At 69.4% G+C, this 15,006-nt stretch carries 7 protein-coding genes; 1 reads left to right on the forward strand and 6 read right to left on the reverse strand.

Annotated features, from left to right (window positions below; all coding sequences use genetic code 11):
• Positions 1-104 precede the first annotated feature (104 nt).
• A complete protein-coding gene (locus tag BLU84_RS22130; protein ID WP_074872251.1) occupies positions 105-3,038 on the forward strand; it encodes a TonB-dependent receptor domain-containing protein in 2,934 nt (977 codons plus the stop codon).
• Between the two features lie 94 nt (positions 3,039-3,132).
• Here the strand turns inward: BLU84_RS22130 and BLU84_RS22135 are convergent, their stop codons facing one another.
• From BLU84_RS22135 to BLU84_RS22160, 6 genes are all read right to left on the reverse strand, one after another.
• Positions 3,133-4,008, reverse strand: a complete 876-nt coding sequence (locus BLU84_RS22135; RefSeq protein ID WP_074872253.1) for a hypothetical protein — start codon at positions 4,006-4,008, stop codon at positions 3,133-3,135.
• Positions 4,005-4,868, reverse strand: coding sequence for a hypothetical protein (locus BLU84_RS22140; RefSeq protein ID WP_139175193.1), 864 nt, complete (start codon positions 4,866-4,868; stop codon positions 4,005-4,007). The genes BLU84_RS22135 and BLU84_RS22140 overlap by 4 nt, the downstream gene beginning before the upstream one ends.
• Positions 4,869-5,138: 270 nt before the next feature.
• Positions 5,139-6,746 carry a DUF6519 domain-containing protein gene (locus tag BLU84_RS22145; protein WP_074872257.1) on the reverse strand — a complete coding sequence of 536 codons (1,608 nt, stop codon included), beginning with the start codon at positions 6,744-6,746 and terminating at the stop codon, positions 5,139-5,141.
• A 17-nt stretch (positions 6,747-6,763) separates the two neighbouring features.
• Positions 6,764-9,028 (reverse strand): hypothetical protein, encoded by a 2,265-nt coding sequence (locus BLU84_RS22150; protein WP_074872483.1) that lies wholly within the window; start codon positions 9,026-9,028, stop codon positions 6,764-6,766.
• Positions 9,029-9,036: 8 nt separating this feature from the next.
• Complete coding sequence (locus BLU84_RS22155) at positions 9,037-12,477, reverse strand: putative baseplate assembly protein (RefSeq protein ID WP_074872259.1); 3,441 nt, start codon at positions 12,475-12,477, stop codon at positions 9,037-9,039.
• Positions 12,474-15,002 carry a putative baseplate assembly protein gene (locus BLU84_RS22160; RefSeq protein ID WP_074872262.1) on the reverse strand — a complete coding sequence of 843 codons (2,529 nt, stop codon included), beginning with the start codon at positions 15,000-15,002 and terminating at the stop codon, positions 12,474-12,476. Before BLU84_RS22160 ends, BLU84_RS22155 begins: the two co-directional genes overlap by 4 nt.
• Positions 15,003-15,006 lie beyond the last annotated feature (4 nt).

A 15,006-nucleotide genomic window follows, 5' to 3' on the forward strand; every position in this document is an offset into this window, starting at 1 on the left:
GCCGCAGATCCTGCCAGGAGAGTTCCGAAATGTCGCCCGCAAGCCGCCGCCCGCGCTGTCAACCCGCCCATCGCCAACCCCGCTTCCCCGTCGCTCCGCTGTCGATGGCGCTCGCCGCCGCGCTGCTGGGTCATGCGTCTTTCGCCGCCGCGCAGGACGCGCCGGACGAGAAGGCCAAGGACAAGACCACCGAGCTGTCGCGGATCCAGGTCACCGGCTCCAACATCCGCCGCCTCGACGTGGAAACCGCCTCGCCGGTGCAGGTGATCAGCAAGCAGGACATCGAGAACATGGGCGCGCGCACCTTGCTGCAGGTGCTCGACAACCTGCCGGCGGCGCGCCCGGCGCAGCAGGATTCGCGCTCGCTGTTCACCGGCTCCGACGGCGCCTCGCAGGCCAACCTGCGCGGCCTCGGCGCGCAGGCCACCTTGGTCCTGCTCAACGGCCGACGCCTGTCGTACTACGGCGCGCCGGCGGGTTTCCAGACCCAGTTCGTCAACATCGACTCGATCCCCGCCGCGGCGATCGAGCGCATGGAAGTGCTGACCGACGGCGCCTCGGCGGTGTACGGCACCGACGCGATGGCCGGTGTGATCAACGTCATCACCAAGCGCAACTACCAGGGCGTCGAAGTCACCGCGACCACCGACAGCTCCTCGCGCATCGATTCCTACGGCGAGCACCAGGCCAGCATCACCGCCGGCTTCGGCGATCTCGACCGCGACCGCTACAACGTCTACGGCTCGTTCAACTTCTATCGCCGCGACGCGATCCCGCTGAGCGATTTCTACGACAAGCGGCCGAACCAGTACTACATCAACAATCCCAACTATCTGAAGAATCTGCGCCTGGGCACCGGCAGCAAGCCGGGCGAGTTCAACCCCGGCACCTACTTCGCCTTCGATCCGCGCACCGGCGCGCGCCGGCAGGAAGCCGCGCCGGGCTGCAACAACGTGCTGACCGGCGAGGCCGCCGGCCCGCGTTGCATCTGGCAGACCTGGATGAACAACGAGATCGACGCCGGCGCGCAGACCGAGCGCATGACCGGCTACGTCAACGCCCACTTCCTGATCGGCGAGAGCACCGAAGCCTTCGCCGAACTGACCTATACCGACATCGACCTGCGCGCCAACGGCGGCACCCCGCGCGCGTTCAGCACCACCACCGGCAACCCGACCAGCTGGTTCTCGCGCGACACCGGCGCCACGGTCAACCAGTTCCTGTATCCGTTCCTCGGCCCGAACAACGAGTACAACCGCGCCAGCCCCGAGCTCAAGGCGATGATGGGCGGCGTGGTCGGCCTGCAATACCTGCTGCAGGACGCGGGCAAGAACTACTTCGGCCAGCGCAACACCGACCAGAGCTATCGCGCCGTCGGCGGCCTGCGCGGCAACTTCGGCGACTGGAACTGGGAAACCGCGTTCGCCACCGCCGGCAGCCACTCGATCACCTACCAGACGATCAACGTCAACCTCGACGGCTTCCGCAAGGCGTTCGGCCCGTTCACCGTCGATCCGGGCACCGGCCGGGTCATCATCTCCGACCATCCGGCGTACAAGTTCGGCGAGATCAGCGAGGCCAACGCGGCGCTGCTGCGCGAGGCGTATCCGACCTTCGACATCCAGTCCTGGACCCGCCTGCACACCCTCGACGGCAAGATCGAAGGCCCGCTGGCGCAGCTGCCGGCCGGCGAGATGCGCGCCGCGTTCGGCTTCAACATCAGCCGCGAGACCTTCTACACCCCGGGCAACGAGGACGCTGCGCGCGGCCTGATCACCCAGCAGGGCGGCTCGTGGTTCGACGGCAAGCGCAACACCTACGCGCTGTTCGCCGAAACCGTCGCGCCGATCACCGAAAAGCTCGAGCTCGACGCCGCGCTGCGCGTGGACAAGTACCCGAACTTCAGCGCCAACGTCGCGCCGAAGATCGGCCTGAAGTACCAGGTGCTGCCGAACCTGCTGCTGCGCGGCACCTACTCGGAAGGCTTCCGCGCGCCGAGCCTGGCCGAGGCCGGTACCGGCGGCGTGTTCGCCCAGCTCGGCGGCTTCCGCGACGAACAGCGCTGCAGCGAGACCAACGCCATCGCCAACCTGCTGCGCCAGTCGCGCCGCGCCGGCGACGTCGACCTGGGCAATTCGTTGCTCAACGTCGACTGCAGCCGCACCGTCGCGCGCATGACCCAGCCCAACCAGGATCTGAAGCCGGAGAAGGCCAAGATCGCCACGCTCGGCTTCGTGTTCGAGCCGCTGGACTGGCTGTCGGTGTCGGCCGACTACTGGTTCGTCTACCGCCGTAACGAAATCGCCGCGCCGGATTTCAGCAAGATCCAGGACATCTCCGAGCTGGTTCGCTCGCCGATCACCGACTCCGACCGCGCCGCGGTCGCGGCGCTGGCGGCGATGTGCGCCGATCCGGCCAGCGGCGTGGTCTGCCCGGGCACGCTGCCGGGCTACACCGTCGGCAACGTCGCCAGCGTGGTCGGCCAGTACAAGAACCGCGGCCGCACCCTGATCGACGGCTTCGACATCGACGCGCGCAGCCGCTTCTCGCTGGGCGAGTGGGGCAGCCTCAACGTCGGCCTGGCCGCGACCATCGCCGGCCGCAACCGCTCCTACCTCGACGACGAAAGCGGCTGGTTCTACGGCGACACCGTCGGCTACTACAACAACCCGCGCCTGCGCGCGACGATCAACGCCGACTGGAACTACCAGAAGTTCACCACCAGCGTCTTCGTCAACTACGTCGGCGGCACCAAGTGGGCGCGCGAACGCATCGACGAGGTCGACAACAACGAGCAGACCTGCACCGCCGGCTACCTGCCGGTGCCCAAGCCGCAATGCGACGGCGCACCGTCGTGGTGGACCGCCAACCTCAGCCTGAACTGGCGCCCGACCGACAAGCTCAACGTCGGGGTGACGGTCAAGAACCTGTTCGATCGTTTGCCGTTCTACGATCCGAACAGCTTCCTCGGCGACTCTCCGGATTACGCGAGCATTTTTGGGCGTAGCTATAGCTTTACGGTCGGGTACAAGTTCTGATCCAGGCGGCCGCGCCGGCGTTGCCGGCGCGGGGTCGTGTACAGGCCCCGCAGCCGACGGGTTCGGATGCCCGCATCCGCCGACCGTGCAGCGCTTAGGTTCGAAGGAACTCCATTTCCAGGAATTCGCTCATGCGGCGGGCGAACATCGCCGCGCTGTAGCGACTGCCCGTTTGGCCTTTACCGCTGCCCATCGCATGGATGCAGATCCCGTCGCCGTTTGCGTCGGTCCAGAGCATTCCGCTGTCGCCGCGAAACGTGCCGGCGCCATCGACGGCGATCAACGCATCCACGTAGCATCCGTAGGCCTCGACCGCGACCAAATCGATGGTCCCGCGGATCGTCCCGTGCGCCGACACGCCTGTCACCCGCATTCCGACGCTAGGAGCGCGAAGCTTCATCGGTCGCGCGCCGTCCACCAGCTTGAACGCGTGTTTGTCCTGGATCTGAAAGACCCCGATGTCGGAAAATCCGTAGTCTTCGATCGAGCCGGAGCCAGGGCTGACGAAGCGAAAGCCGCTTTGGCCGACCACCGCATAGGCGTTCTTGGCGTAGTCGTAGACCGAGATGGGGATTTCCCCCAGATCCGACGACTCGCCCTCCAGGCAGTGGGCGCAGGTGATCCCGTACGCGGTGCCGTCGATGTTCGCGAACGCCGAAACGATCCCTTGATGGTAGCCGTCGCTGCAGAAAGCGGCCTGCTTGTGCAGCCGCGACATCTGTAGGACATCGGTGCGGATCGTGCGGCCGTCGAGCTTCACGAACGAGGGGATGCGTTCTTGTCGTGTCAGTTTCGAGATCGGTTTTTTCGCATCGACGATGACGACCAATGCCGGTTCGCGCGTCAGCGCGCCATCGGTGCGCTTCAAGCCAAGTCCGGTTCCCTTGACGTGCGGTTTCCGCTGCAGTGTCGTCCGGCGCGCATCGCGCGCCGTGCCCAGGCGGCGGATCACGGTGCCGTGTGCCTTCATTTCGCGGCCTTCGGGAAATCCACTTCCCGCAGGACGGTTATGCCGTCGACCGTCGCGATCTCATAGAGGCTGAAGGTCTGCGGCGGCGTTTCGGCCGGCTTGAGCTTTTTGGCCGCGCCGGCGACTTCCGCCGAGACCGAGGCGACCTGTCCCCAGAATTTCTTGCCGGGCTCGCTGGCGTTTTGGGTATCGCTGGGTTTGACGCCGGAAAGCGACTTCTGGGTCGATTCTACGCCTTTGGCGATGTCGGCTACTTTTGCGCCAGCGCCGGGCTGCTGCAAGGATGTCGCGTGTTTGTCCAGGGCTTTGGCGATCTGGCCCAACGTGGCTTTCTGGTTCTTAGTGACCACCGATGCGTATGCGTCGTCGTCGAGAAGACCGCTCAAAGTAGTCGATGCCGCCGCCAGCGTATCGGCCGCCTCCTTGAGCTCCGCATCGGTCGCTTCCTTGCGCAGCATTACCGACGCCTCCGCGCGGGTCTTGGCGGCGGTGGCGAGACTCCCCGGGACACCGGCGAGTGAGGTGATCAGTTCGGTGATCTTGGGATCGGTCTGCTGACCGACCGTGGTGAGGATGCCGTTGGAGAATGCGAGATCGAGCTTCGACGAACCCAGCCCGGCCACGGTGCGCGCGTAGTACGGCTGGCTCAGATCCGGCAGATACACGACCTCGACACTGACCGGAGCTGCCTGAGCCCCAGTGCGCGCCACCAGAATGTAGGGCTTGGGCGCATAGAATTTGATGCCGACTTCGTTTCTCGATGCTCCAGTACCGTCGTAGACGGAAATATGCCCGCACGCTGCGACCAGCAAGAGCGCGGCAAGGGCCGATGCGTGCGCAAACATCCTTTGTATTTTCATGGCTGTTTCCCCCGTTGGTACTTGCTCACTACGCCGTACACAAGAGGAAGCGGCCAGATTGAAGGGGCCGGATTGTGTATCTCACCGACAGACGCGCCGTGCTCCGCCAATCTGCATGTTTCGGCATTTTTAGTATGTATAAACTGCGGCTTTGGCTTGGCAGTTCGTTATGAACGATGCCGGTGGCGCGCCGGCATCGTCGCTTGCCGGCGCGTCATCTCGCGTCGCGTGTCGCGGAGCGCTCGGCCCAGCGCCCGATGCCGAATGCGCTCAGCCATCTTTTCGCTTGGTCGTGCTCTTTGCGGCTTTGGTGACTGAGGTGTTGGTTTCCTGAGCCTTGGCCACCGCCGCCACCGCCGCCGGCGCCGCCGTATCGGCCACTGGCTTGACCGGCGCACGCACCGCGTCCTCGCGCACCCGCCCCTGCAGCAGCCCGCAGGTGCTGGTCGGATGCACCAAACAGCGGCACGGCGTTTCCGCGCTCGGGTTGCCGTCGGAGTTGGGGCCGACGAAGCCCAGCGGGGCGTATTGCGCATCGGCGGCGCGCGGCGGTTGGTAGACGGGCTGGCCGGCGGCGTCTTGCGGCCAGTCGATGCGGCCGGTGGTGCGCGCCGGGATCAGCCAGTAATCGCCGCTGCGGTAATCGCCGTCGGCGGCGAAGCGCACTTGCACGCCGTCTTCCAGGTCGATCCATTCGTAGTCGCCGTTGTTGTCGGTCACCGGCACCGCGCCGTCGCGCAGGCGGATGTCGCCGTTGGCGCTCTGGTCCCAGCGCCGCACCTTGGTGCCGGGGCCGGCGAGGCGGTCTTGTTCGGCGGTCAGGATCAGCACATTGCCCTCGACGCTGGCGATGCGGCACAGCGAGCCGGATTGGCCGAGCAGGTCGTCGTCTTCGTCGCTGAGCTCGATCCACTGCGCGTCGCGGAAATCGCGCGGGTTGGCCACTTCCAGGCGGCTGCCGCCGCCGCCGATCCAGCGGGTGAGCACGCTGCCGTTGTCGCGCGACCATTTGAACGTGGCGACGGCGCCGTCTTCGTTGCCGCGGTGGATCTCGACCCGATACAGCTGGTTCTCGGCGCCGCGGTATTCCGCATCGGGGCTGACGATGCACGGGTCGTCCAGGCGTTCGGGCGGTTGCAGCCGCGCGGCCAGGCTCGGCGCGTCGCGCTCGAACAGCGCCAGCGGCGCCGCGCAGCCCTGGCGGTAGTCTTCGCTCAACTGGGAGATGCGCTCGTGCAGATCGTCCAGGCGCTGCTGCAGGCGCGCTTGTTCGGCGGCGTCCTGAGTCGTGCCGAGGCGCTGCTTGGTCGCCTCATAACGCTCCTTCAGCGCGCTTTCGATTTCCTCCAGCGCCAGCGCGCGCACCTGCCACACCACTTGCGCGCGGCTGCAGGTGTCCGGCCCGCCCAGCGCGACCTCGCGCAGCGACGGCCATTCCACGCTGGTGATATGGCGCTCCCACACTTTCAGGTAGACCCAGAAGCGGGCGTCGTCGTCGCGGCTGGAGGATTCCAGCCAGCGCCGCAGCGGATCGCCGGAGCCGGTGTCTTTACCTTGCGGCTGCGGGCGGAAGTGCGGCTGGTCGATGTAGTCGCAGCCTTCGCTTTCGCACAGGATGCCCTGCACGTAATAGCGGCCGGCGCCGATGGCCAGGCTCAGCGCGCCGTCCTCGCCTTGCAGTTGCAGGTCGAACCCGGCGTTGTCGACCGGCGCGGCGTAGGGGCCGAACAGATCGCGCGCGAGCGTGCGCAGGTAGTGCAGCAAGATCGCGCTCTGCTCGTTGGGATCCGCGTCCAGGGTGACCCGGCCCTGTTGCAGCAGCACCTGGCTGAAATGGTTGCGGGGGTCGAAGCTCACCCGCGAGAAGTCGCCTTTCATGTCTGTGTCCTTTCAGGTCAGTCGGCAAGGAGAAGTCCGACCGTCATGCCGGCCGGGGTGTGCTGGTCCAGGCGCGCGCGCAGGTTGGCTTGGCGCTGGGGTTCGTAGAGGTTGTGGTAGACGCCGGGCTCGGACTGGTCGTCGGCGCCGCGCAGCAACTCGGGCGCGCATTCGGCGGCGAGGCGGGCGTAGCCGGGGCGGCCGTAGCGCCGCGATTGGTAGCGCGGGCGCAGGCGCAGCCGTTCGGCCGCGATCAGTTCCTGTTCCACCGCCGCCGGCAGTTTTTTCGCCCGCACCGCGGCGATGGCCTCGTCGGGTTGGCAACGGTAGCGGCGCGGCGTGCGGCAACGGCAGGGCACATAGCAAAAGCGCATGCAGCCCAACTGGCGGCGGGCGACGTTGAGGCAGTCGTTGAACAGGCTGTTCTCGGCCAGCTCCACCGCGTGCACCTCGACCGTGCCGAACACGGTGCAGCGGCGCATGCTCAGGCAGACGTGGGCGACCGCGGCGGCCGGCGCGCCGATCGCCTGTTCGCGCGGGCCGGCGGCGTCGACGATGCTGTCTTCGATCGACAGCGCGATCGGATCGGTGCCGACTTCGTCTTCCTGCACCTGGATCGAACCCAGGATGCTGTGGCTCACCTTGACCTGGGCGCGCACGCCGTGCAGTTCCAGGCTCGGCTCGGCCGGACGCTCGGGGTCGCAGCCGCAGTCGATGGCCCATCCGGGCACCAGGGTGCAATGGCGGATCGACACTTCGGCGCCGCAGTCGGGCAGGCCTTGCGCGAGCTCGGCGTAGGTGCCCGGTTCGCGCGGCGCGCACACGTGCAGCGGGCGGCCGGTCAGCAGGATGCCGTCGAGATGGAAGCGGCTGCCGGCGTCGAGTTCGACCGTCAACGCGTCGGGCAGGTCGGTCTGCCAGTCGATCAGACGGATCACCGGGCGCACGCCGTCGGCCGCGCGCAGGGTCAGCGACTGGCCGGGGCGCAGGCGGATGTGCAGCGGCTCCACCCACACCCCGCTGTGCAGCAGCTCGATCACCGCGTGCTGCGGCGCCTGTTCGTTCCACTGGCGCAGCGCGTCGCCGATGCGCGGCACCACCGGCGGCAGCTCGCCGTCGTCGCCGGCCGCCGCAGCGGCTTCGCTGTCGCCGACGCGGTACAGCGCGAACGCCTGCGCCGGGTCGCGCAGGCCGCGCAGATATTCGCCGCCGCCCAGGTCGGCGGCGAAGCCGTAGCGATAGCTCACCCGCACGCCTTTCTTCGGCACCTGCGACGGCGGGAACATCAGCCGGCCCAGCACCGGGTCGATCGCGACCTTGCCGCGCGGCGTGCGGTAGCGCCAGCCGCTGAGGTCGGCGACCACCACCGCGCTGGCCGGCACCGGTTCGCCGTCGCCGCCGCCGCCGGCCCATTGCTCGGCCCACACCGCCAGGCTGGCGTCGCTGCCGTATTCGGCGGCCAGGCCGTCGCGCAGCGCGCGCCGGCTCAGCGGCAAGGGCAGGTTGGTTTCGTCGGCGAGATGGCTGGGGTCGGTCTCCGGCCGCGGCTTGCGGTACAGCGGCGCGTCCTGGCCGAGCACGCTGAAGGTGTAGCAGTGCGGGCCGGCGTCTTCCACGCAATACGCCGGCGTGCGCGTGACCGGATAGCTGCGCATGCGCCAGGCGAACACGCCGACGCTGGGAATGTCGTAGCGGCCCACGCGCCGGTGCGAGGCGATGCGGCGCACATCCACGCTGTGGGCGAGCGAATCGAACGGGCCGTCGCAGCGTTCCAGCGCCGCGCCGTCACGCAGGCTGGCGGTGCCCAAGCGGTCGCTATGCAGATGATTGATGTCCTGAGCGCGATCGAGCAATTTGAAGAACTCGACCGCGCGCGTCGGCCAGCCGGCGACGTCGTAGGCCAGGTCTTCCAGCAGCGCGACCGTACCCTTGCGCCGGCGCTGCGCGATCAGATGCGCGACCTCGCGCCGCGGCACCAGCGCGCGGTTGAGCGCCTGTCCGGCCGCGCCGAGTTCGCGCGAGAGCGCGCCGGCGGCCAGCACCGGGCGATAGCCGAGCAGGTCGGCCAGGTACGGCACCGCCCAGTCGTCGGCGGTTTCCACGAACCAGTTGTCGTAGAGCCGGGCGATATCGTCCTCGACCAGATTCATCTGCTCGGCGATGGTGCGCAGCAGCGCCTGCAGGGGATAGCCCTGCTCGGCGTCGCGGATGCGGTGGATCGCCGGCAGCAGCCGGTACAGGCGGTCGATGCGCGGCGGGGCGTGCAGCGAAGGAATGTCCATGTCGTCGCTCACTGGACCGGGTTGAGGATCAAGGTGTCGGGCACGGCGGTGGCGAAGAACGCCAGCTGGCCCGGACGGATGCGTTCGCCCTCGGCCTGGGCGCGCTGCGCGTCCACCCGCGCCGGCGGCTGCAAGGGTTCGTAGTCGTCTTCGCCGTTGGCGGTGTTCTCGTCGGAATCGCCGTCGAGGATCCAGCGCACGGTGTCGGTGATTTCGTCCTGGGTGATCAGGCGGCGCTGCTGGGTGTGCCAGTCCAGCGTGGTCTCGGGGATCGCGCCGAAGCTGTCGACGTCGACCCAGTCGATGCCGCGCACCGACTGCATCGCCGCGACCAGTTCGCACAGCAGCGCCGGCTGGGCGATGGCGCGGGCGTGGAAGCCGAAGCGGTCGAGCAGGCGCTCGCGCACGGCCTGCGACACCGGTTCCCATTGATAGCCGGGCAGCAGCTTGAGCTTGGCCTGCAGCACCAGCGCCAGGCGCTCGCGCATCGCCACCTGTACGGTCAGCGCGGGGTCGCCGAGTTCGCGCAGCGCGGTCAGCAGGTTGCGGTAGAGGTCGGAGTCCTCGTCGATGGGCATGTCGTCGACGCCGGCGACGGTGAGGTGGACCAGCTCGCGCGTACCGTCGCCCAAGCGCACCGCGTCGGCCTTGGCGATGCCGGCGAACATGCGGGTGAAGTCGGCGTAGTCCGACAGCGACACCAGCCGGTCCAGCGCCATCAGCGAACGCGGCGCGTTCTCGCGGATCAGCTCCAGGCTTTCGCGGTCGGCGCCGCCGGAGGCGCGCAGCGGGTTGACCACGTCCTTGATCCCGAGCGGGCGGCTGACCAGCAGCGAGATCTGCCCGGCGCGCACGTTGCCGCCGGCGCCGATGCCGTTGCGGTACTGCGCGCGCAGGTTCTCGAAGCCGCTGGGCGGGCGCAGCCCGTGTTCGCCGTCGCCGAAGATCACCTGGGTGACGCCGTCGTCGCCGGTGAGGGTGACGAAAGCGCGCGCGTCCGCGTTCAGTGCGGCCAGGTTGGCGGCTTCTTGCCATTGCACGCCGTCGACCAACACCTTGAGCGTGCTCGCCGCGCCGGCCGCGGTCGGCGCGGGGCGCCAGGTCAGCGGCGGCTGACGCAAGGCGAAGCGCTGCATCGGCTGGCGCGCATCGCTGCTGCCGAGCACTTCGCTGCGGCTCTCGCCGTGGCTGGCCGGGACCACGTTGGCGTGGATGCGCAGGCCGTCGCGGTAGTAGGTGTTGGCCAGCGAAGTCGCCAGATGCAGGGTGGTGTGCGGTCGGTCGCCGGGCAGGTAGGGGTCGTAGCCGTGCTCGAGGCCGGCGACCATCATCAGCTCGCTGGCGCGCACGCCGCGCACGCCCGCGATGTCGCTGCGCTCGCCTTCGACCACGACCCAGCGGCCCGATTGCAGTTGCTGGTGCAGCGGGCCCAGTTCCAGGACGGCGCCGGACACGTCGTTAAGGATCGGCTCGGCCGAGGGCTGCAACTGTTTGCGCTGCGGATGCAGCCAGGTGCGGCGCAGCTCGGCGATGTCGGCGGTGCCGTCCTTGCCGGCTTCGACCTTGCGCCAGCTGGTGGCGACGCCGTCGATGCCGAACTCCAGCGCGGTGCTCTCGCTGGAGATGCCGTACGCGTTGCGCGGGCCGGTGCGCGCGCTGGCGACGGTGAGGATGCGGTAATCCGGCAGGCCGCTGTCGCCGGGCCGCGCGACCAGGACCAGATCGCCCTGCGCCAGCAGCGGCAGCGACTTGCCGAGGAAGGCGTTGCTGTTGTTTTCATCGCCCGCGTACAGCCAGTCGCCCCAGTTCTGCACCGCCGGCACCTTGTTGTTGACGATCTCCGGCATCGGCCGCCCGCTGGCGGCGCCGAACAGCGCTTCGCCGGCGCCGAGCGAATACAGCGCGGTGAGGTGCTGGTACGGAATCTGGGTGTCCACCTGGGCGCCGCGCCAGGCTTGGTAATAGCTGTCCTTCAGGCGCGGAGCGAACTCGGTGATGAGCTGCGGCTGCAGGTCGGCGCCGTAATCGAAAGCGCTGCGCAGGTCGCGGCGCAGCCGCTGCGGGCTGGCGGCCTGGACCACCGGCTTGCGCAGCAGGCCGTCGACGAAGCGGTCGGGCGAGGAGGTGGCCACGGCCGATGCGGACGGCTGCAGCTTGCGGATCGACTCGCCGAATTCCTGGATCAGCTGGATCGATTCTTCTTCCTCGGCGCCGCTGCCGAGCAGGCCGTCCCAGTCCTGCAACGGCGCGACCTGCACGCCTTGCTCGATCTGGCCCAGCAGGGTTTCGGCGTTTTCGACCGCGCGCGCATCGCCTTCGCCCTGGCCGATCCGCCACTTCAGCCGCACGATCAGCAGCTTGAGCAGCGACAGCGCCTGGGTCAGCACCGCGGCCAACGGCAGCTGCACGCGCTTGATCGCGTCGTCGAATTCGTCCAGCGGCGTCAGCGCCGCGCCGGACACGCCCTCGGCGATGCGCTGATGCCATTGCGCCAGCGGCCAGTGCGGCGCGCCCAGGCGCACCGCCGATTGCAGCGCGCGCGCCCGCGCCAGCGCGGTCGAGCTGCCGTTGCCCTGGCTTTGCAATTGTTCGAGCTTGCCGATCAGCACCGCCAGCGGCGGCAGCGCCTGCGCCAGCAGCGGTTGCAGCGGCTGCAGCGAGATCGCGCTGCGCTTGGCGATGAAGTCGGCCTCCACCGCGGTGACGCGGCGGACCTGATACACCGCGTTGGCGCCGGCGCCGAACTGGAACAGCAGCAGTTCGCCGCTCTGCACGCCGCTGTCGGCGCCATCGACATAGACCGTGCCGAGCGACAGCACGCTGCCGCTGTCGATGGCCTGCGGGCGTTCGCGCCGGATCTGCAAGTCGTTCCATTCGCGCCGCGCCTGCAGCGGCGCGTCGGTCTCGAACGATTGCGGGGTCTCGTCGGGGCCGGGCAGGCTCTGCGCGCGCGTGCCGACCGGCAGGTCGACCGGCTCGGCCTGGTTGTCGTCGACGGTGTAGGACAGGAACACGCTGGCCGACACGCCCGGACGCGGCGCGTAGCCGACCAGACGCGCCATCTCCACCAGCGAGCGGCGCTCGGTCGCGGTGCGCACATAGCCTTCGTTGGCGATGCGTTCCTGGTAGAACGTCAGTACGTCGGCGACCGTGGCCCAGGCGTCGAGCAAGGCGATGGCCGGGTCGGCCGGGTCGCGCGTGGTCAGCGCCTGCAGCGGCCGCAGCGTGCGCGGCGGCTGGCCGTCGTCGCCGGCGGTCTCCACTTCCATGCTCGGCAGACGCGCGGTCATGCTGGCCATGAAGCGGCCGTGGGTGCCGACGCGATAGTTCAGCGCGGGCAGGCCCGGCCGGTTGGCGACATCGACCGGGGTGGCCGCGGCGACGCCGTCGCAGCAACCGCAAGCGCCGTCGCCGCAGGCGCCGCCGCAACCGCAGGACAGGGAATTCATCGGCCACCTCCGACGCTGATGGCGAGCTTGCCGTGTTCGGGATAGTTGGGATCGCGGTCCAGCCGCGGGATCTCGTGCGCGCCCAGGCGCAGCACGCCGTCTTCGAGTTCGCGGTTGGGCGCGGCGAACAGGCGCTGCAGGCGGGTCACCCGCGCGCATTCCACGCCCGCCACCGCCATCGCCTCGGCGACCAGCGCGCTGACCCGCAGGTTCTGGCCGAAGCCGAGCCGGTCGGGATGGAAATAGCCCGGCGCGCCGTCGCGGCGGCGGCCGGCGCTGAAGCGGTCGAGCAGCGCCGCCTCGACTTCGCCGCGCTCATAGCCGGGCAGGGCGCAGACCTCCAGCGCCAGGTCCAGCGCCACGTAGACCGCGGTCTCCACGTGCAGGTCGTGGCCCATGCGCCGCACCCGTTCCAGCGCGGCCTGGCTCTGCGCGATCAGCGCAGCGTCGGCCGGCACTTCGCCGTAAGGGTCGAGCGCGACATCGGCCTCGTACCAGCTGCCGGTCCACACCAGTTCGGCGTTGGCGCGCTGCACGCGCGCATCGCGTTCGGCGATGCGCGCGTAGTCGTCGGCGGTGATCGCGCGCAGCAGCTGGCTGCGGAACGCGCCGGGCGCGAGCAGGCGCGCCTGCGCCAGCGATTCGGGCTCGCTGCCGCCGGCGGCGGCGAGCGGGTTGTCGATGCTCAGGCGCAGGCCGTTCCATTCGCCGTCGCCGAGCGCGATGCGGTTGATGCTGTGCGCGCCGACGTTGCCGGCGCGGCCGTTGCCGATGCGGTAGCGCGCGGCGAACTCCAGGCCCGGGTCGGGGCGGCGGCCGAGTTCGCCGTTGCCCAGGCGCAGGCGCGCGCGGCCGTCGTTGTCGATTTCGGCGACCACGTGGCGGTCGTCGGGCCGGCTGGCGAGCAGGTCGAACACCGCCGTCCACGCGTGGCCGGCGCTGTCGTGCAGGCGCAGCGCCGGACGCGCGGCGCGCGGATCCTGGTCGAGGCTGGCGCTGGCCGCGCGGCTCGGCGGCGGCGCCGCTTCGGCGTGGGTCAGCGGCGCGTCGGGCAGGCGCCAGTCGAAGCGGCCGGGCGTGCGCTGGACCTCACCGGGCTGGTGCTCGCACAGGCATTCGGCTTCGCTCTCGCCCTGCGGCACGCGGCCCAGATCGACCGCGCCGACGCTGCGGCCGTGATCGACCAACACCACATTGGCGAACGCCATCGACAGATCGCGCAGACGCGCGCACACCGGCGCCGGGCCCAGCGCCGACAGGCACAGCGGGAACGGCAGCGCGTCGTCGGCATGCCAATGCACGCGCAGCAGCGGCGTCGGCCGGGCCGGGCCGCTGGTGTCGTCGTCGGACTCGCCGACGACGACGGGAAACACCGGATCTTCATCGCGTTCCACCCGCACCAGCCGCACCGGCCACACCCGCGCCGGGTCGGCGTCGACTTCCAGGCCGCTGCGGGCGCCGCGCACTTCGCGCAGCAGCAGCACGTCGCCCGGATGCAGGTCGAGCGCGCGCGCATCGCCTTCGCCATCGAGCCAGGCGTCGCGCAGCACGGCGTGGGTGGCGCCGCGCGGCAGACAGCAGTCTTCGCGGCCCCAGTCGTAGAACGCGATGCGGTTGTGGGCGACGCGCACCGCCAGCGCGTCGCAGTCCGCCGGCAGGATCGGTTCGAACCGCTCGCAGGCCAGCGTGGGGTGTTCGCTCAGCAACGTAGGCCCGAGCACCGTCGGCAGCCCCAGCGCGGGATCCACGCCGCTGAGGAAAGCCATCGCCGCGGTCGGCAGGAACACGTCCTGATCGGTTTCGATCGCGACCCAGGCGCGCGCGTTGCAGCCTTCGTGCAGGAAGTAATCGACCAGGCGCGCGTGCCGGCGCACCGAGATGCGCTGGCGCGCGGTGCCCAGGTAGGCCTCGGTCGCCACCGCATCCTGGAAGTAGCTCAGGTAATCGCCGGCGTACGCCAACAGCTCGGTCAAAGTAACGCCGATGTCGGGCACGTGGCTCAGCGGCCAGTCCGGCGCGATCAACGCCAGGCGGTCCTGGATCAGGCGGCGGAAGCTGGCGTAGTCCTTGGCCAGGTACGAGATCGGCGGCTCCGGCGGCGGCGCGTCGATGCAGGCCGGCGCCTGCTTGCAGTCCAGGTCCGACGGACAGCCGACCTTGAACGAGAACTCGGCGCTGGCGTACATCGGGTCGAGCCCGGCGATGTCGAGCAAACGCAGGCGATAGCGCGAATGGTCGCCGTAGCGGTCCAGGCGCAGCACCAGCCAGTCGTCCAGATCGGGCTCGCCGCTGAGATGCGGGTCGGCGTCGAGGATGCGGATGTCGCGGATGCGCGCGCCGCCTTCGATGCGCAGATGCCGCTCCAGGCCTTCGCCGTCGCGCGCCAGTTCCGGCGGCAGCTTGCCGAGGAAGCACACGCGCAAGGTCAGTTGATCGGCGGAGACTTCGACGAAGTCCAGGCCGACCCGGCCCTGGAAGGCGCGGACCGCGTCGCGGCGCGGGTCGTTGCGGCAGGAGAGATTCATGGCG

Source organism: Lysobacter enzymogenes (assembly GCF_900106525.1).
GTDB lineage: Bacteria > Pseudomonadota > Gammaproteobacteria > Xanthomonadales > Xanthomonadaceae > Lysobacter > Lysobacter enzymogenes.